This is a genomic window from Caenimonas terrae, from assembly GCF_042655405.1.
Lineage (GTDB): Bacteria > Pseudomonadota > Gammaproteobacteria > Burkholderiales > Burkholderiaceae_C > Ramlibacter > Ramlibacter terrae_A.
The window spans coordinates 478,406-497,180 of sequence record NZ_JBHSMF010000009.1 but is presented as its reverse complement, the minus strand read 5'-3'; the positions used below and the strand labels follow the sequence as shown (position 1 = coordinate 497,180).

General features: G+C 69.7%; 15 protein-coding genes. 2 read left to right on the top strand and 13 right to left on the bottom strand.

Going from position 1 to position 18,775, the window contains the following annotated elements:
- Positions 1–3: 3 nt before the first annotated feature.
- The 7 genes from ACFPOE_RS16220 to ACFPOE_RS16190 form a co-directional block, all read right to left on the bottom strand.
- Entirely contained in the window at positions 4–558 is a 555-nt protein-coding gene (locus ACFPOE_RS16220) for a tripartite tricarboxylate transporter TctB family protein (protein ID WP_376851205.1), read from the bottom strand.
- Positions 559–567: 9 nt separating this feature from the next.
- Positions 568–1,578, bottom strand: a complete 1,011-nt coding sequence (locus ACFPOE_RS16215; protein WP_376851204.1) for a Bug family tripartite tricarboxylate transporter substrate binding protein — start codon at positions 1,576–1,578, stop codon at positions 568–570.
- 91 nt (positions 1,579–1,669) lie between these two features.
- The gene (locus tag ACFPOE_RS16210) at positions 1,670–2,737 is read right to left on the bottom strand and encodes a dihydrodipicolinate synthase family protein (protein WP_376851202.1); all 1,068 of its coding nucleotides are present in this window, start codon (positions 2,735–2,737) and stop codon (positions 1,670–1,672) included.
- A 47-nt stretch (positions 2,738–2,784) separates the two neighbouring features.
- The gene (locus ACFPOE_RS16205) at positions 2,785–3,804 is read right to left on the bottom strand and encodes an NAD-dependent epimerase/dehydratase family protein (RefSeq protein WP_376851201.1); all 1,020 of its coding nucleotides are present in this window, start codon (positions 3,802–3,804) and stop codon (positions 2,785–2,787) included.
- Positions 3,805–3,996: 192 nt separating this feature from the next.
- Positions 3,997–5,019 (bottom strand): XdhC family protein, encoded by a 1,023-nt coding sequence (locus ACFPOE_RS16200; RefSeq protein WP_376851199.1) that lies wholly within the window; start codon positions 5,017–5,019, stop codon positions 3,997–3,999.
- Between the two features lie 52 nt (positions 5,020–5,071).
- Complete coding sequence (locus ACFPOE_RS16195) at positions 5,072–7,234, bottom strand: TonB-dependent receptor family protein (RefSeq protein ID WP_376851198.1); 2,163 nt, start codon at positions 7,232–7,234, stop codon at positions 5,072–5,074.
- 5 nt (positions 7,235–7,239) lie between these two features.
- Positions 7,240–7,893 (bottom strand): ankyrin repeat domain-containing protein, encoded by a 654-nt coding sequence (locus ACFPOE_RS16190; protein ID WP_376851196.1) that lies wholly within the window; start codon positions 7,891–7,893, stop codon positions 7,240–7,242.
- A 178-nt stretch (positions 7,894–8,071) separates the two neighbouring features.
- Here ACFPOE_RS16190 and ACFPOE_RS16185 point away from each other — a divergent pair, with 178 nt between their 5' ends.
- Together ACFPOE_RS16185 and ACFPOE_RS16180 are read left to right on the top strand one after the other, a co-directional pair.
- Positions 8,072–9,793: a pyrroloquinoline quinone-dependent dehydrogenase gene (locus ACFPOE_RS16185; RefSeq protein ID WP_376851194.1), complete on the top strand. Its 1,722-nt coding sequence runs from the start codon at positions 8,072–8,074 to the stop codon at positions 9,791–9,793.
- Positions 9,794–9,815: 22 nt separating this feature from the next.
- A complete protein-coding gene (locus ACFPOE_RS16180) occupies positions 9,816–10,385 on the top strand; it encodes a c-type cytochrome (protein WP_376851911.1) in 570 nt (189 codons plus the stop codon).
- A 3-nt stretch (positions 10,386–10,388) separates the two neighbouring features.
- Here the strand turns inward: ACFPOE_RS16180 and ACFPOE_RS16175 are convergent, their stop codons facing one another.
- From ACFPOE_RS16175 to ACFPOE_RS16150, 6 genes are all read right to left on the bottom strand, one after another.
- Positions 10,389–12,617, bottom strand: coding sequence for a TonB-dependent receptor (locus ACFPOE_RS16175; RefSeq protein ID WP_376851193.1), 2,229 nt, complete (start codon positions 12,615–12,617; stop codon positions 10,389–10,391).
- 25 nt (positions 12,618–12,642) lie between these two features.
- Positions 12,643–13,272 carry a CoxG family protein gene (locus ACFPOE_RS16170; RefSeq protein WP_376851191.1) on the bottom strand — a complete coding sequence of 210 codons (630 nt, stop codon included), beginning with the start codon at positions 13,270–13,272 and terminating at the stop codon, positions 12,643–12,645.
- A gap of 2 nt (positions 13,273–13,274) precedes the next feature.
- On the bottom strand, positions 13,275–14,456 hold the full coding sequence (locus ACFPOE_RS16165) for a vWA domain-containing protein (RefSeq protein WP_376851189.1): 1,182 nt from the start codon (positions 14,454–14,456) through the stop codon (positions 13,275–13,277).
- Between the two features lie 9 nt (positions 14,457–14,465).
- A complete protein-coding gene (locus ACFPOE_RS16160; RefSeq protein WP_376851188.1) occupies positions 14,466–15,407 on the bottom strand; it encodes an AAA family ATPase in 942 nt (313 codons plus the stop codon).
- A 161-nt stretch (positions 15,408–15,568) separates the two neighbouring features.
- The gene (locus ACFPOE_RS16155) at positions 15,569–16,366 is read right to left on the bottom strand and encodes an FAD binding domain-containing protein (protein WP_376851186.1); all 798 of its coding nucleotides are present in this window, start codon (positions 16,364–16,366) and stop codon (positions 15,569–15,571) included.
- 16 nt (positions 16,367–16,382) lie between these two features.
- Positions 16,383–18,773, bottom strand: a complete 2,391-nt coding sequence (locus ACFPOE_RS16150) for a xanthine dehydrogenase family protein molybdopterin-binding subunit (RefSeq protein WP_376851185.1) — start codon at positions 18,771–18,773, stop codon at positions 16,383–16,385.
- Positions 18,774–18,775 lie beyond the last annotated feature (2 nt).

Below are 18,775 nucleotides of genomic sequence, written 5' to 3'. Positions count from 1 at the left end.
GCTTCAGGGCATGCGCACCAGGAACAGCTCCTGGAACACCAGCTGCGTCACCACCGACGCACCGACGCCGATCACCAGCGCCTTCAGCCAGGCCCGGCCATCGAGGCGGCGCTCGTCCTCGTCGCGGCTCAGGCGCCGCAGGATCAGGACCGAGCCGGTCACATAGATCGACGATGCCAGCCAGAACGGGATGCCGTGGCCGACCAGCACCACGCCGTAGCCGACGCACAGGCCGATCACCAGCCAGGCGCGCCGGCGCTCTTCGCGCAGCAGGCCGGACGCAGGCACGGCGGGCTGGGTGAAGGCGCCGCGCCGCCAGCTGCGCAGGGCCATCACGCCGCCGAGCAGGAACATCGTCAGGCCCAGCAGGCCGGGCAGCAGGCCCGGCACGGTGTACGGGTTGATGTTCTGCGACTCGAGCCGGTCCATCCGCAGCGAGCCGACCAGGATGGCAAAGCCCAGGATGGTCCAGCCCACCGCGTCGCGGAAATCGGAGCGCGGCGGTTGCCGCTGCGCATGGTCGTCGGGTGCCTCGGTGGCTTCGGTCGCTTCGGCCATGCGCGGACCTCAGGGCTTGGGAATGCCGACCGTGTCCGGCGAGACCTTGGTCTTGCCGCTGGCATGCAGGTTCCAGGCGTTGGCCTGCACCGCGGGGAACACCGCCTTCTGCGCGTTGTCGCCGTACAGCGGGTTGAACAGCGCGCCGCGGCTGGTGGCGTATTTCTTCAGGGCGTCGCTCTTGGCGATCTGCTCGCTCCAGATCCGCTCCACCGTCCTGATCACGTCGTCGGGCACGCCCTTGGGAATGAAGATGCCGAAGTAATTGGCCGGGGCGGTGAAGCCCGGCACCGTCTGCGACAGCGGCGGGATCACGCCGTAGCCTTCCAGCTCCAGCGGCTTGTCGCTGACGGTGGCCAGCGGGCGCAGGCGCTTGCCGCGGATCATGTCGGCCTGTTCCACCGCCAGCTGGGTGGTGAGGTCGGCCTCGCCCGCCACGGTGGCCACCACCGCGGGGTTGCCGCCGTCGTAGGAGACTTCCTTGTACTTCACGCCGGTGGACTTGACGATCTGGTCCATGGCCGCATGGGCGGCGGACGTGACGCCGGCGGTGGCGACGCTGATCTGGCCGGGCCGCGCCTTCATGTCGTCCAGCAGCTCCTTGGCGGTCTTCCAGGGCCGCGAGGGATTGACGCCGATCACCTGGATGTTGGCGACGTTGAGGAACAGGTGCCAGTCCTTGATGCTGGTGTTGACCGAGCCGAGCGTCTGGTAGGTGCCCAGGTCCTGCGCCGCGCCGGCGGTCCAGGTGTAGCCGTCTCTGGCCGCATCGAGCGCGCTCTTGGTGCCGATGGCGCCGGACGCGCCCGGCTGGTTGATGATGACGATGGTCTGGCCCAGCGCCTTTTCCATTTCCGCCGCCGTCACGCGGGTGACCTGGTCGGTGGAGCCGCCGGCCGCCCACGGCACGATCAGGTTGATCGGCCGCGTCGGTTTCCACTGCTGCGCCAGCGCCGGGCCGCAGGCGGCCAGGGTGGCGACGGCAAGGGAAACGGCCTGGAGGAAATGGCGCTTGTGCATGGTGTCTCCGTGGGTTAATTCACTAAACAGTTAATTGAACGACTCTACGGGCTGGTCCTGCCGCTGTCAACGAGGAATGCCCTAGGCGCGACTACGCCAGCCAGCGCTCGCGGTTGGCGGCGACGAAGGCGTCGTCGTGCAGGTGCGGATAGGCGTCATGCACGCGCGTGAGTTCGGCGGCCTGCCCGAGGCTCAGCCCCTCCTGCGGGTCCAGGCACCATATTCCTTCCAGCAGGCCCTGGCGCCGCAGGATCTCGTGGCAGCCGGCGATGCAGCCGTGGAAGGAATGCGCGACGTCGAACAGCGCGCTGTTGCAGTCCGTGACCTGCGCATCGAGCGCCAGCAGTTCCGCCGACACCTCGCCGCTTTCAACCGCGGCATGGATGCGCTCCAGCAGCTGCACCGCACGCCGCGTCCACACGCTCCAGTGCCCCAGCAATCCGCCCTTGATGCGCACCGTCACGTCCGCGCCATCGCGCTGGAAGGTGAAAGGCGCCAGCAGGTCCAGCACGATGTGGTCGTCGTTGCCCGTGTACAGCGTCACGCGCTCCTGCGCGCCGGCCGCGACCACGCCGCGGATCACGTCCAGCGTGCGGTAGCGGTTGAAGGGCGCCATCTTGATCGCGACCACGTTGTCGATCGCGGCAAAGCGCTGCCAGAAGTGCGCGGACAGCTCGATGCCGCCCACGGCCGGCTGCAGGTAGAAGCCCACCAGAGGAATGACGGCGGCGACCGCCTCGCAATGCGCGATCAACTCGTCTTCGCTCGCGCCCTTCATCGCCGCCAGGCTCAGCAAGCCGGCGTGGTAACCGATGCCGCGCGCAATGCCCGCTTCCTGCACCGCCTGCGCCGTGCGGCCCGCCAGGCCCGCCACCATGAACAGCGGCCGCCGGCCGCCGATCGGCTCCCATTCGCGGGCGGTCTCCATCGCCAGCGCCAGCACCGGCTGGTAGAGGCCGGCCTCGCGGATCGCGAACTGGGTGGAATGCACGCCGACCGCCAGCCCGCCGGCGCCGGCGTCCAGGTAGTAGCGGCTCATCGCTCGCTGGCGGCGCGCGTCGAAGCGGCGCTCGCCGTCCAGCGCCAGCAGGTGCGCGGGGATCGCGGTGCCGCGGCGCAGCAGCGCCAGCGAGGCAGCGGGGATGTCGTCGATCTTCATCTGCGGCCTCGTCAGTTGGGGACAGAGCGGAAGGTCTGTCCGGCAAGTCAATACTTTCCGTCCCGCGCTTCGTAGTGCGTGGGCTTGCCCAGGCTGGCGCCGCCACGCTTGACCCAGTCGGCGGTCCAGTCCAGCATGGTGGACAGGCCGACCTGCGGCCGGCCGAACAGTCCGTAGGCCTGCGAGGAATCCACCAGCCACGCCGTGGGCGCCTCCTGGCCGACCAGCACCGGCTCGACGGCCAGCCGCCGGCCCAGTTCCTTCGCCACCTCACGGATGCTGACCTTGGGGCCGCTGAGGTTCAGCGGCGCGGTCGGCGTCTCGCAATGGGCCAGCGCCCGCAGCGTCCAGTCGTTGGCCTCGCCCTGCCAGACGATGTTGGCCCAGCCCATCGCCATGTCGATCGGCTGGCGCTGCAGCACCTTCTGCGCCACGTCGTGCAGCACGCCGTAGCGCATGTCGATCGCATACGACAGCCGGATCAGCCGTCCCGGCGTGCCGTGCGCGTGCGAGAAGTGCTCGAACATCCGCTCGCGCGCCACGCAGGAGTTGGCGTACTCGCCCGAGGGCGCAGTCGGCGGCATGTCTTCCGTTGCGCCCTCGGTATCCGTGCCGACGAAGGGATAGACGCAGGCGGTGGAGAAGGCGACGATGCGCGAGCCGGCGAAGCGCTCGGCCACCAGCGCCGGCACATGGGCGTTCATCGCCCAGGTCAGCCACTCGCTCCCTGCGGAGCCGAATTTGCGGCCGGCCATGAAGACGATGTTCTGCACATCGGGCAGCGCGGCGATCGCCTCGCGCGACAGCAGGTCGGCCTCGATGCAGTCGATGCCCTGCCCTTGCAGCCGCTCGCGCAGGCCGGCTTCGGAAAAACGCGCCACGCCGATCACCCGCTTGCCCGGCGCCGCCCGTTTGGCCATGCGCGCCAGCGTCGGCCCCATCTTGCCGCCCACGCCCAGCACCATGATGTCGCCCGGCACTGCGGCCAGCGTGTCGGCCAGCGCCTGCGATGGACGCGACAGCGCCTCCTCCAGCGCTGCGACGTCGTCGAATTTGTCGGTTGTCATGCGCCCACTTTAACCAACTGGTGAATTAAACGCCATTGAGAAAAAGACGTCATGCCGGGCCTGACCCGGAATCCCGGCGCTTCAATCCAGATACCGGTCGATCAGGGAGAACGCCGGCACCGCTTCTTCATGATGGACATGCCCCGAAGTCGTGCCGCCTGGATCCCGGCTCGAGGCCGGAATGACGGGTTGTCACTTGCCCGCGAGCACGTCCTTGGCCTGGCCGACTTCCATGTCGCGCGGCAGCTGCACGCCGTTCTTCACCGCGATGATCTCGGCCATCACGCTGACCGCGATCTCCGACGGCGTCTTGCTGCCGATGTAGATGCCGATCGGCCCGCGCAGCCGCGCCAGCGACTGGCGGGTCTGGTCGAAGTGCTCGATCAGCCGCTGGTGCCGCGCCTGGTTGTTGCGCCGGCTGCCGATGGCGCCGACGTAGAACGCCTCGGTCTTGAGCGCCTCCAGCAGCGCCAGGTCGTCGAGCTTGGGATCGTGCGTCAGCGCCACCACGCAGCTGCGCCGGTCCGGCTTGAACGCGGCGACCACGTCGTCGGGCATGTCCGCCAGCACGGTGGCGCCGGCCACGTTCCAGGTGCCGCGGTATTCCTCGCGCGGATCGCACACCGTCACTGCGAAGCCGCTGAACAGGGCCATCGTCGCGAGGTATTCGGTGAGCTGGCCGGCGCCGATCAGCAGCATCCGGTATTCGGGCCCGAAGGTGTTGACCACCTGCGTCTCGTCCACCTCCAGGCCGGTGGGGCCCGGCGCGGGCGCCAGCGTGGCGACGCCATCGGAGAGGCGCACGGTGCGCTGCATCAGCTGGCCCGCTTCCAGCGCCCGCACCAGTTCGGTCAGGCCCCTGGCATCCGGGTCGTATTCCAGCAGCAGTTCCAGCGTGCCGCCGCACGGCAGGCCGAAGCGGTGCGCCTCGTCGGCAGTGACGCCGTACTTGACGAAGGTCGGCGGCCCCGACGGAATCGCGTGGCCCGGTTGCTTGCCTGCGTAGGCCTGGGTGAAGCGGTAGATCAGGTCGTCCTCGATGCAGCCGCCCGAGACCGAGCCGACCACCGAGCCGTCCTCGCACAGCGCCATGATCGAGCCGACCGGCCGCGGCGACGAGCCCCAGGTCCGCACCACCGTCGCCATCAGCGCCCGCTTGCCGACGGCGCGCCAGTCGCGCAGCGTCCGCAGCACCATCACGTCGAGGTTTTCCATCGCTGCCTCTACATCAGTTGGGGACAGAGCCGAAGGTCCGTCCCGCAAGGTTTCAGAACTGGTAGGCCGCGTTCAGGCCCAGCAGCCAGGTGCGCCCCGGCGCCGGCTCGAAGAAGCGGCTGTTGCCCTCGTTGACGATCACCGAGCCGACATAGCTGCGGTCGGCGATGTTGTCCACCCGCAGGAACTCGCGCAGGGCCCAACGGCCCACCTGCTGCGCCAGCGAAACCCGCAGGTTGAACACGCTGGAGGCGGGCGCCGCGTCGGTGTTGCCGTCGTCGACGTAGATGCGGCCCAGGCGCCGCCACTCCAGCGCCGTCTCCAGCCCCCAGGGCCGGTGCGCCCACGCCACCTCGGCATACAGCGTGCTGGCCGGGATGCCGGGGATCCGGTTGCCGGCGGCGATGCGCGTGGTCGGCTTGGCGCAGGGCGCGCTGGTGCAGGTGAGAAAGCTGTCGCGATAGATCGCATCGAGGTAGCTGGCCGAGGCGTACGCCGACCAGCCGCCCTGCCAGCGGCCGCTGAGCACCGCCTCCACGCCGTCGCGGCTGGTGCTGCCGACGTTCTGGTAGACGCTGCGCCCGCCGGTGTTGGCCAGCACCGCGATCTCGTCGCTGGTGCGGGCGCGGAAATACGCGGCGTTCAGGGCCCAGTCCTTGCCGAACTGGCTCTTGACGCCCAGCTCCCATTGCCGGCTGCCGGCGCTGCGCAGGTTCAGGTTCAGCCCGGTCGCGCCGCTCGGGCGGTAGGCCAGTTCGTTGAGCGTGGGCGTTTCGAAGCCCTTGCCCAGCGAGGCGTAGAGGTTGAGGTCGTCGCTGGCGCGAAACACCAGGCCCAGCACCGGCGAGGTGGCGCTGTAGCTGACCGAGCCGCTGTCGTCCGGGTTGCCCGGCACGACGTAGTGGTCGCGCGAATCGAAGCTCACTTGCGAGTGGCGCACGCCCGCCGAGATGCGCCAGCGCCCCGGCGCCCATTCCGCTTGCGCGTACTCGTCGGTGCTGCGCACGTCGTTGGCTTCGTCGCGCCGCAAGGCGCCCAGCACGCCGAGCGTGCTGCCGACGAAATTCTGGAAGCCGCGCCGGTCTTCCTGCAACCGCTCCATCGACACGCCGGCCGTGAACGTCAGCGGCTCGTCCAGCAACTGCGACTTGCGGATCCAGCGTGCGTCGATCCCGGAGTAATCGCGCGCCAGGTCGATCACGCCGCCCGGGTGCGAGGCCGGCGTCTGGGTGGCGACCGGGATCGACTGGAACTGCTGGGTGGCGCGCTCGCCGACATAGGCCGTCACCTGCAGTGCGTTGCCAGGATTGAAGCGGTGGTCCAGCACGACGCCGCCCTGGGTCTGGTCGATCGACTTGCGGGTGTTGAAGGTCAGTGCCGCCGGCGTCGCCCGGCGCGGGTCGGCCTGCAGCTCCGCCCGGGTCAGTCCCAGCGGATCCTGCACGTCGGGCATGCGCACGCTGTTGAGCACGAAGGTCCAGCGGGTGTCCGCGTCCAGCGTGTACTTGACCTTGCCGTTGAAGCCGGTGCGCTCGGCGGCGCTGTGCTGGCGGCTGCCGTCGGTCTCGAAGCGCGAGGCGCTCAGGTTGTATTGCAGCGCGCCCTGCTGGCCGCCCAGCTTCAGGCCGGTGCGGCGCAGGCCGTCGCTGCCGAAGGCCGTGCCGATCTCGCCGATGGTCTGCGGCCCGCCGTCGGCCGTGAACATGCTGATCACGCCGCCCGACGAATTGCCGTACAGCGCCGAGAACGGCCCGCGCAGCACCTCGATGCGCGCCGCCGACGCCAGGTCGAAGTGCGAGACCTGGCCCTGCCCGTCCGGCCCGGTGGCGGGAATGCCGTCCACGTACAGCCGCAGGCCGCGCACGCCGAAGGTGGAGCGGGCGCCGAAGCCGCGCGAGGAGATCTGGATGTCCTGCGCGTAGTTCTGCCGGTTCAGCGCGACCACGCCCGGCACCCGGGACAGCGCTTCGGACAGGTTGACCTGCGGGCCGGCGTCGCGGATGACCGCCGCATCCACCACGTCCACCGAGGCCGGGGTGTCGAAGGCACGCTGCTCCACCCCGCGCGTGACGCTGATCACCACCGGGCTGAGCAAGCCCTCGCGCACGGGAGGTTGCGGCTGCGGCTGGGCGATGGCGGCACCCGGGGGCAGCATGGCGGCGGCCAGCAGGGCTGGTGCGCCGCAACGGCGCGCGAAAGACTGGACGTCGTGCATACGGGTCAGGAATCGAGCAGGCTGGCCAGCGCGAGGTGCTTGCCCTCGCGCGCCATGTCGGCGGCGCTCTTGCCGCGCGCATCGCGCGCCTTGCGCTCGGCGCCCTGCTCCAGCAGCAGCTTGACCGTGTCCTCGTGGCCATAGGCTGCCGCCCACATCAGCAGGGTCAGGTCGTTTTCCAGCCGCGCATTGACCTGCACGCCGGCCGCGACCAGGGCCCGGATGCAGCCGGTGCAGCCGTTGGCCGCGGCGTAGGTGGCTGCGTTCTTGTGCACCCGGTCCACGGGTTCGGTGCGGGCACCGGCGGCCAGCAGCGAGCGGAAGATCTCCTCGTTGGCGGCAAACGCCGCGCCCATCAGCGGCGTGACGCCGGCGATGTTGGGCAGGTTGGGATCGGCGCCGGCGCCCAGCAAGGCGGCCACCATCGGCGCATTGGCCCTGGCCGACGCCATGTTCAGCGGCGTGTCGCCGTTGCGGTCGCGCGAATTGACACTGGCGCCCTGCTCGAGCAGGGCCTTCACCCGCGGCACCAGGCCGCCGCGCGCGGCCAGGACGAGCTGGCCGTTGATGTTGATCTGGTCGGCTCCCTGCTGGGCCATCGCCGCCGTGGCCACCGCGCCGATCAGGCACAGGACCGTCCACCGGATTGCTTGCTTCATGGTCTGTCTCAAAAAGAGAATTTCGGCGTACGCAGCGGGGTTTCCGATGCGCCGGCCGGAATGCCACTTGCAACCGGCGCGGGAAATCTTAATACTGCATTCTGCCCCAGAGAAGCGCGAACAGCGCCCGTAGTTCGGTCATGGCAACGCACGAACAATTGCATTGAGGAGACGCCAAATGAAACTGTCCACGACGCTGCGGCTGGCCGCGGTCTTCGCCCTCGGGACGCTGGCCTGGGCGGCCGGCGCGCAGGAAATCCAGGGCCAGGGCCGCTACGCCGGCCCCAGGGAAATCGCCACCGCGCCCAACGTGTCGCAGGCCCAGCTCAATGACGCCGACCGCCAGTCCAAGGACTGGCTGCACACCAACGGCGGCTATGCGCAGACCCGCTTCTATCCGGGCAGCCAGATCAACGCCGGCAACGTGCGCCGGCTGCAGCCGGTCTTCATGTTCCAGACCGAAGTGCGCGAGTCGATGGAGACGGCGCCGATCGTGGTGGACGGCATCATGTACATGACGACCTCGTTCAACCACGTCTATGCGCTGGACGCGGTCACCGGCCACGAGTTCTGGCACTACAAGCACAACATGGGTCCGATCACGACCTTCTGCTGCGGCCCGAACAACCGCGGCGTCGCCATCGAGGGCGGCAAGCTGTTCATGGGCACGCTCGATTCCAAGCTGGTGGCGCTGGATGCCAAGACCGGCAAGGTGCTGTGGCAGACCGAGATCGCCGACCCGGAAAAGGGCTACAGCGAAACGATGGCGCCCACGGTGGCGGACGGCAAGGTGCTGATCGGCACCAACGGCGGCGAATACGGCATCCGCGGCTTCGTCAAGGCCTTCGATTCGAACACCGGCAAGCTGCTCTGGACCTTCTACACCATCCCGGAGAAGGGCCACGAGGGCGTGTGGGCGGAGAACGACGCCACCGGCCGCAACATGCACCGCGACATCGCGGCCGAGAAGGCGGCGCTGGCGCGCGACGCGTCCTTCTACCAGACGCTGGGCGGCGGCGTCTGGATGAATCCGGCGGTGGACCTCAAGACCCGCACCATCTTCTTCGTCGCCGGCAATCCCTCGCCCGACCTGTTCGGCGCCGAACGCCCCGGCGACAACCTGTACACCAATTCGATGGTGGCGGTGAACCTGGACACCGGCGCCTACAAGTGGCATTCGCAGTACATCGCGCACGACGTCTGGGACCTGGACGCGGTCAGCCCGCCGGTGCTGCTGGACGTGAAGGACAGCTCGGGCCGGATGGTGCCGGCCGTCATGCACGGCGGCAAGACCGGCCACATCTACATCCACGACCGCGAGACCGGCAAGCTGATCCGCTTCTCCGAAGCCATGATCCCGCAGGAGAACATGTGGGTGCTGCCCACGCCGGGCGGCTCGCGCATGCTGCCGGGCGCCAACGGCGGCGTCGAATGGTCGCCGATGGCCTACAACGCCAAGCACCGGCTGGCCTACGCGCTGAACCTGCACCAGCCCATGACCTACCACGTGGAGCCCTCCAAGTACCCGGGCGGCAAGCTCTGGCTGGGCGGCGCCTTCAAGGTGATCGAGGGCGAGAAGCAGTGGGGCCGGCTGGCGGCGGTGAACGTGGACACCGGCAAGATCGCGTGGAAGTTCGACACCGAGCAACCCCTGATCGGCGGCGCGCTGGCCACCGCCGGCGACCTGGTGTTCTACGGCGAAGGCAACGGCCTGTTCCGCGCGCTGCATGCGGGCACGGGCAAGCTGCTGTGGGAGTTCAACTGCGGCGCCGGCGCCAATGCGATGCCGGTTTCGTACATGGTGAAGAACAAGCAATACATCGCGATGGGCTGCGGCGGCAACACCCAGCTCGACTACAAGCGGGGCAACACGATGGTGGTGTTCGCCCTGCCGGACTGACTTGAGAGCGATCGGCCCGCTGATGTGTGCCGTGCTGGCGGCCGCGTGCTGCGGCGCGCTGGCGCAGGCGCCGGCGCAGGACGTCGAGGCGGGCCGGGCCAAGTCGCAGGTGTGCGCGGCCTGCCATGGGGCGGACGGCAATTCCGTCGCGCCCAACTTCCCCAACCTCGCCGGCCAGACCTGGCGCTACATCTACATCCAGCTGCGCGACTACCAGGAAGGGCGGCGCAACAACCCGGTGATGTCGCCCATGGCCAAGCCGCTGTCGCGGCAGGACATGATCGACCTGGCCAACTTCTTCGCCGCCCAGCCGCTCAAGCCCTCGACCTTCAAGGCCGACGACGCCAAGGTGAAACTGGGCAAGGCCAAGGCCGACGAAACGCTGTGCACCATGTGCCACCTCGGCGGCTTCCTGGGCCAGAACGAGATCCCGCGGGTGGCCGGCCAGCAATACGACTACATCGTGCAGCAGCTGCACGACTTCAAGACGCGCAGCCGCAACAACGACGCCGGCAGCATGACCAGCGTGGCGCAGACGCTGAGCGACACCGACATCGAGAACCTCGCGCACTACCTCACCAGCCTGCGCTGAGGCTCATTCGTCCCATTCGTAGCGCAGGCCCAGCGTCAGGCTGCGGCCGGTGCCCGGCGCCAGGAAGCGCGAGGCCGCCGCTTCCTGGCCCGGGCCGAGCGCCCGCCCGCCGGGAAAGAAATCGCGGTTGCCGGTGGCAAACGTCGCGTAGCGCTTGTCCAGCACATTGCCCGCGCGCGCCCAGGCCTGCCAGCGCGATTGCAACTGCCACACCACGCGCGCATCCAGCACCGCATAGCCCGCCAGCCGGCCCAGCTCGGGACGGTTGCCGCTCTCGTTGCCTGCCACCACCTGCGAGCCCGCGGCCAGCCAGTCGGCGCCGAGCGTGAGCGCGGGCGTGGCCTGCCAGTCGATGCCCAGCTTGAGCACCTGGCGCGGCAGGCCGGCGATCGGCGTGCCGGGCCGGAAGCTGTCGGGCCGCTGCGGCGTGCTGAGCGGGCCGGGCAGCGTGCCCTGGCTGCGGTAAGTCGCATCCAGATGGCTGTAATCCGCATGCCATTGCCACGGTGCCTTGCGCCAGCGCGCCGACAGCTCGAATCCCTGGCGCAGCGTCTGGCCGACGTTGGTGAAGTAGCCGGCCTGCGACACGCCGGAGCGCAGGAACAGGATGTCGTCCTGGCTCACGGTGCGAAACAGCGCCGCCGACAGTTGCAGCGGCGGCAGCGGCCGTGCCCTGAAACCGAATTCCCCGGTGCGGGCCACCACCTGCCGCAGGGCCGGGTCGGACTGCAGGCCGGTGGGCAGCACACAGGGCCGCGCGGGATCGGCGCAACCCAGCTCCAGCACCGTCGGCACCCGGGTGCCCTGCGACAGGTTGGCGAACACGTTGAGCGTCGGGGAGAAGGCATGGGCCAGGCCCAGCGCCGGGTTCAGCTTGCTGAAGGTGAACGCCTCGGTGCCGCTGGCGCCGCCGGACGTCAGCGTGTTGCTCACCCGCGTGCGGTCCCAGCGCGCCGACAGCGTGAGCTGCGTGCGCTCGCCGATGCTCACGATGTCGGTGGCGAACAGCCCGGCCTGGCGGCTGGTGCCGGACAGCGCCACCTGCTGCTCGATCGGCGCGCCGGGATCGGCCACCGCGAGCCGCGACACGTCGAAGCTGCCGGCCTGGGTGCTCTGCTGGTAGCCGATGCGGCTGGCCGATGCATCGGCGCCCAGCGCGAACTGGTGGCGGCCGGCCTGGCGGGTCCATTGCAGGCCGGCGCCGCTGCTCCGCTGCGTCGCGGTGGAGTCGTTCAGCACTGCCGCCGGCGCGCCGGCGTCGCCATCGGCCGCATCGGCGACGTCGCCGTTGCTGCCCTGGCGCCGGCCCTCGCGGTGCCAGGCGACCAGCGAGAGCTTGTCGCCTGACGCCAGGCTGCGCGTGCCGCTGAAATTCAGCAGCGAGGTGCGGCTGCGCGTGGTGTCGCTGAAGGTGTAGCCGGCGCGCGGATCGACGTCGTAGAGCGACTGGCTCAGGGGCCCGTTGCCGGTGAGCCGGCTGCCGGCCGCCAGCCAGCTCAGGCTCCAGTCGTCCGCCCCCTGCCGCCGCCCGAGCTTGAGGAACAGGTTGGCCAGCCGGCCCGGCGAGCGTTCCCGCCAGCCGCTGTCGTCGAACAGCGTGGCGGCGGCGTAGCCGTGCCAGCCGCCCTGCCATTGCACACCGTGGCCGAGGTCCAGCCGCCGGCGGCCGGTGCTGCTGACCGAAAAATCCGCTTCCGTGCCCTTGTGGCTCAGGCCCGACTTGGTCGTCAGCACCAGCGCCCCGCCCAGCGTGCTCAGGCCGAACAGCGGATTGGAGCCGGGCATCAGCGCCAGGCTGGCGACGGCCGCCTCCGGCAGCAGGTCCCAGTTCATCACGTCGCCGAAGGCCTCGTTGACGCGCACGCCGTCCAGGTACACCGACAGGCCCTGCGCCGTGCCCAGCGTCGGCGACAGCCGATGGCCGCGGTAGTTCACGTCGAGCTGGAACGGGCTGCCCTGCACCTCGTTGACCGTGACGCCGGTGAGCTGGCGCTTCATGAAGTCCGGCAGGTTGACGGCCTTGCCGCGCTCGATGGCGCCGTCGTCTACCAGCTGCACATTGCCCGGATACCACTGCGGCGAGCTCACCAGCCCCGGCAGCGGCGTGCGGCCGAACACCTCCACCGGCTGCAGCGCGTGCACGGCGTCGGCATCGGGTGGCTGCGCGAATGCAAGCAGCGGCGCCAGGCCAGCCAGCATGGCGGCGCGGCGCAGCGGACCGGTCGCGGTCATCCGAATGCCCCGCGCACGGCCCGGGCTAGCGTTTGACGAACAGGAGGATCACCACCGCGACCGCGAAGGCCACCGCCACCCAGACCCAGGTGGGCACGGTGACGCCCTGCGGGTTCGCCACCGCCGCCGACGGCACGGCGCCGATGCCGCCGGCCGCCTCGGCGACCGCTTCCGCCGCGGCCTGCCGCGCCGCATACGCCTGCGGATGCACGCGCTGCATCTCGGCGTCGAAGCGCTTGAAGAAATCCTCGGCCATGCCCTTGGCGACGCCGTCGATCAGCCGCTGGCCCAGCTGGGCGATCTTGCCGCCCACCTGCGCCTGCACCTTGTATTCGAGCAGGCAGCCCGGGCCGTCGGGCAGGGGCGACAGCTTCACCCGGGCCACGCCCTTGCCGAAACCGGCGGCGCCGCCCTGGCCGTCGAAGGTGATGGTGTAGCTGTCGGGCGCGTTGACCTCGCTGAGCGTGATCTTGCCGTTGAACTTGGCCTGCACCGGTCCGATCTTCACGGCCAGCGCCACGGCGTACTGGTTGTCGCCGCTGGCCTCGATCTTCTCGCAACCGGGGATGCAGGTCTTGAGCACCTGCGGGTCGTTGAGCGCGTCCCATGCCTGCTGCTGCGTGACCGCGAGCGCGCGGCTGCCTTCCATGTCCATGTTCAGTCCTTGTTGTTCATGACCGCGGCCAGCCCAGCCGCCAGGTCCTTCAGTTTGCTCAGATTGTGGACTGCGAGCATGCCATGCGCGTGCCGGTGCAGCACCGCCGCGCCCCGCGCCGCCGGCGCATAGCCGTCGAAGCGCAGCAGCGGGTTGAGCCAGAGCAGCTTGCGGCTGTGGCGCACCAGCCATTGCACCTCGGTCTCCAGCGCCTCGGGCTCGCCGGTGTCCAGGCCGTCGGTGATCAGCAGCACCAGCGTGCGGCGGCCGACCAGCCGGCGCGCGTGGCGCTGGCGCAGCGTCGCCAGCGAATCGCCCAGCCGGGTGCCGCCGGCGAAGTCGTCGATGGCGGCGCTGGCGGCCGCCAGCATGGCGTCGGTGTCGGCCAGCCGGAACGCCGGCGTGAGGTCGGTCAGGTGGGTGCCGAAGGCGAACACGTCGCGCCGCAGCCCGCGCGTGGCCGCATGCAGGAAGGCCAGCAGCAGCCGCGCATAGCGCTCCATCGAGCCGGACACGTCCACCAGCACCAGCAGCGGCAGCGGCTGCTCCTGCCGGCGCAGGCGCGGCAGCTCCAGCAGCTCGCCGCCGGTGCGCGCCGCCCGCCGCAGCACGCCGGGCCAGTGCAGCGTCGCGCCGCGCGCCCCCGGCTGCAGCCGCCGGGCCGACAGCCGCGGCACCGGCAGCGCGATGTCGCGCGCCAGCTGCTCCACCAGCCGGTACTCGGACGCGGACAGGCCGTTGAAGTCGGCGTGCTTGAGGATGTCGATGTCGCTGGCCGTCATCGCGGCGTCGAAGTCCACTTCCTTGTCGGCCTTGGGCGCGCTGGCGCCCAGCGCGCGGGCCGGCGCCAGCGCCTCGTTCACCCGCGGCCGGCGCTTGTTCGGCTCGGCCCTGCCCTCGGCGCTGGGCAGCAGTTGCGCCAGCAGCTTGTTGGCCATTTCCGGATCGCTGAAATAGGCGTCGAACAGCTCGCGGAACACCTGCCGGTCCTGCTCGCGGCTGATCATCACCGTCTCCAGCGCGGCGCCGAGGTCGGCCTTGCTGGCCACGCCGACCAGTTGCGCGGCCTGCGTCGCCAGCGCCATGCGCGCGCTGTCGGCCGGCACCCCGGCGCGCCGCAGCGCCCGCCCGAAGCCGGTGATGTTGTCGGCCAGCTTGCCGGCGCGCGCGTCGCCCAGTCGCATGGCAGGCCCTCAGTTCGCCGGCGCTTCTTCCGGCCTAAGCAGCTCCACGGCCAGCTCGCGCGTCAGCGCCGCCACGTCCTCGCGCTGCTTGAACAGGATGCCGGCGGTGTCCGCCACCACTTCCGGGTCCACCACCAGCGTGTCCAGCGCCACCAGCGCCTTGGCCCACTCCACGCTCTCGGCGATGCCGGGCGCGCGCTGGAAGGCGTTGGCGAACGGCTGGCTGCGCAGCCGGGCGACGAACTCCGCCACCTGCCGCGACAGCGCCTCGCTGGCCTGCGGCACGCGGGCCCGCACGATCGCCAGCTCGCGCTCGCGCTCGGGATAGTCCACCCAGTGGTACAGGCAGCGGCGCTTGACCGCGTCATGCAGCTCGCGCGTGCGGTTGCTGGTGAGGATGGTCACCGGCGTGGCCAGCGCGCTGATGGTGCCGATCTCGGGGATGCTCACCTGGTATTCGCCCAGGTACTCCAGCAGGAAGGCCTCGAACGGCTCGTCGGCACGGTCCACCTCGTCGATCAGCAGCACCGCGCCCGGCTCGGGCGTCTGCAGCGCCTGCAGCAGCGGCCGGCGGATCAGGTAGCGGTCCGTGTACACCTCGCGCTCCACCGATTCGGCGCCGACCGAGCCGGCATGGGTCAGTTCCGCCGCGCGCATGTGCAGCAGCTGCGCGGCGTAATTCCATTCGTAGAGCGCTTCGCGGTGTTCCAGCCCGTCGTAGCACTGCAGCCGGATCAGGGCCCGCTGCAGCGCGCTGGCCAGCGCCTTGGCCAGCTCGGTCTTGCCCACGCCCGGCTCGCCTTCCAGCAGCAGCGGGCGCTGCAGCTTGAGCGCGAGGAACACGGCGGTGGCCAGCCGGCGGTCGGCGAAGTAGCCCTCGCCTTCCAGCGCCTGCACGACAGCGTCGACGGTGGAAAACGGGGCTGTCGATGCAGGCGCGGAAAGATTCATTGCGCTAGGGTACCTGTTAACAAAATGATGTTCAGCAGAGGCCCGACCCTACGACGAACCTGGCGCAGCAACGCGCAGCCAGGTTCCCCTTGTCAGGAGGATCCGGCTTTGCCGGTCCTCTTGACACTGATCAGCCACTGAAAAATCGCCTCTGCGATTTTTCAGTGATCAAGCATCCGGTTGACGCCGCGCTGCGCCAGCACGCTGATCAGGTTGGCGCGGTAAGCGGCGGTCGCGTGCAGGTCGGAGTTGAGGTCGGTGGCGTCGATCTTCACCTTGCTGGCGGCGTCCGCCGTGAAGCTGCGCGTCAGCGCCTGCTCCAGCCCGGTGTGGCGGAACACGCCGCCGTTGCTGGCGCCGGTGACGGCGACCCGCACGCCGTTGTCGTACTGCGCGATGAACACGCCGACCAGCGGGAAGTGCGAGGCCTTCTGGCGCAGCTTCTCGTACACCGCGCGTTTCGGGATCGGGAAGCGGATCTTGGTGATCAGCTCACCGCCGTCCAGCGCCGTGGTGAACATGCCCTGGAAGAAGTCGTCGGCCGCGATCTCGCGCCGGTCCGTGACGATGGTCGCGCCGGAGGCCAGCACCGCCGACGGGTAGCAGGCCGCCGGGTCGTTGTTGGCGACCGAGCCGCCGATGGTGCCCAGCGCGCGCACCTGGCGGTCGCCGATGCCGTCGGCCAGCGCCGCCAGCGCCGGATAGGCCGCCCTGACCTCCGCGTTGGTGGCGACGTCCATGTGCCGCGACATCGCGCCGATCGACAGCGCGTTGCCTTCCTTGCGGATGCCGGTCAGCTCCTGGACGGCGGAGAGATCGGCGAGCTGCTCGGGCGCCGACAGCCGCAGCTTCATCGAGGCCAGCAGGGTCTGGCCGCCGGCCAGCGGCTTGGCGCCGGCCGCTGCCAGGCGGACCGCGTCGGCCAGGGTGGTGGGCCGTTCGAGTGTGAAGGTGTACATGGTGATTCCTTTGCTGCTACTGCGCCAGCTTGCGCGCCTTGTCCATCGCTTCCCAGACACGGTGCGGCGTCGCCGGCATGTCCAGGTCCTTCACGCCCAGCGGCGCCAGCGCGTCGAGCACCGCGTTGATCAGCGCCGGCGGCGAGCCGATCGCCCCGGCCTCGCCGCAACCCTTGGTGCCCAGTGGGTTGTGGGTGCAGGGCGTGCACACCGTCCCCAGCTTGATCGGCGGGAAGTCCTCGGCGCGCGGCATCGCGTAATCCATGAAGCTGCCGGTCAGCAGCTGGCCGCTCTGGTTGTCGTACACGCAGTTCTCCATCAACGCCTGGCCCAGGCCCTGGGCGATGCCGCCGTGCACCTGGCCCTGCACGATCATCGGGTTGATGATGGTGCCGAAGTCGTCCACCGCGGTGAAGCTGTCCACCTTGACCTCGCCGGTTGCCTTGTCCACCTCCACCTCGCAGATGTAGGTGCCGCCCGGGAAGGTGAAGTTGGTCGGGTCGTAGAAGGCGGTCTCGTTCAGGCCCGGCTCCAGCTTGTCCAGCGGATAGTTGTGCGGCACGTAGGCCGTCAGCGCCACCTGGCCGAAGGTCACCTTCTTGTCGGTGCCCTTGACCTTGAACTCGCCGTTGGAGAATTCCACGTCGGCGTCGCTGGCCTCCATCAGGTGCGCCGCGATCTTCTTGGCCTTGGTCTCGATCTTGTCCAGCGCCTTCATGATGGCGGCGCCGCCGACCGAGATCGAGCGCGAGCCATAGGTGCCCATGCCGAAGGGCACGCGGCCGGTGTCCCCGTGCACCACGTCCACCGCATCGACCGCGATGCCCAGCCGGGCGGCGACGACCTGCGCGAAGGTGGTTTCATGGCCCTGGCCGTGGCTGTGCGAGCCGGTGAACACCGTCACGCTGCCGGTCGGGTGCACGCGGATCTCGCCGCATTCGAACAGCCCGGCCCGGGCGCCGAGCGCGCCGGCGATGTTGGACGGCGCGATGCCGCAGGCCTCGATGTAGCTGGAGTAGCCGATGCCGCGCAGCTTGCCCTTGGCCTCCGTCGCCGCCTTGCGCGCCGCGTAGCCGGACACCTCGCCCAGCGACTGCGCCTTGCTCATGCAGCTGGCGAAATCCCCGGTGTCATATTGCAGCGCCACCGGCGTCTGGTACGGGAAGGTGGTGATGAAGTTGCGCTTGCGGATCTCGTCCTGGCCGATGCCCAGCTCCCAGGCGCAGCGCGAGACCAGCCGCTCCAGCAGATAGGTCGCTTCCGGCCGGCCGGCGCCGCGGTAGGCATCCACCGGCGCGGTGTTGGTGAACCACGCGTCCACTTCGACGTAGATCTGCGGCGTGGTGTATTGCCCCGCCAGCAGCGTGGCGTACAGGATGGTGGGCACCGCCGTGGAGAAGGTCGACAGGTAGGCGCCCAGGTTGGCGTCCGTGTGCACGCGCATCGCCAGGAACTTGCCGTTGGCGTCCATCGCCATCTCGCCGTGCGTCACGTGGTCGCGGCCGTGCGCATCCGTGAGGAAGCTCTCCGAGCGCTCGCAGGTCCACTTGATGCTGCGATTGAGCTGCTTGGCCGCCCAGGTCAGGCACACGTCCTCGGCATACAGGAAGATCTTGGAGCCGAAGCCGCCGCCGACGTCCGGCGCGATCACGCGCACCTTGTGCTCGGGCAGCCCCAGCACGAAGGCCGTCATCAGCAGCCGCTCCACGTGCGGGTTTTGGTTGGCGACGTACAGCGTGTATTCCTCGGTGGCGCGGGCGTAGCTGCCGATCGCCACCCGCGGCTCGATCGCGTTGGGCACCAGCCGGTTGTTGACCAGGTCGATCTGGGTGACGTGGGCCGCCTTGGCGAACACCGCATCCACCGCCGCCTTGTCGCCGATCGCCCACTTGTAGCACTGGTTGTCGGGCGCTTCGTCGTGCAGGGTGACGCCGCTGGCCTTCTTGGCCGCGTCGGCCACGCTGACCACCGCCGGCAGCACGCCGTAATCGACGACCACCGCCTCGGCGGCGTTGCGCGCCTGCTCCTGCGTCTCCGCCACCACCATCGCCACCTGGTCGCCGACGTAACGCGCCTTCTTGATCGCCAGCACCGGATGCTGCGGCTCCTTCATCGGGGTGCCGTCCGGGTTGTTGATCAGCCAGCCGCAGGGCAGCCCGGCCATCTTGCCCTCGATGTCCTTGCCGGTGAAGATGCCCACCACGCCCGGCATCTTGGCGGCGATCGCGGTGTCCACGGAGTTGATCACGGCGTGGGCGTGCGGCGAGCGCACGAACACGGCGTACGCCTGGTTGGCCAGCACGATGTCGTCGGTGTAATTGCCCGAGCCGGTGAGGAAGCGATAGTCTTCCTTGCGCTTCACGGCCTCGCCGATGTGCGGCAGGCCGGAGAAATCGGATGCACCCATGT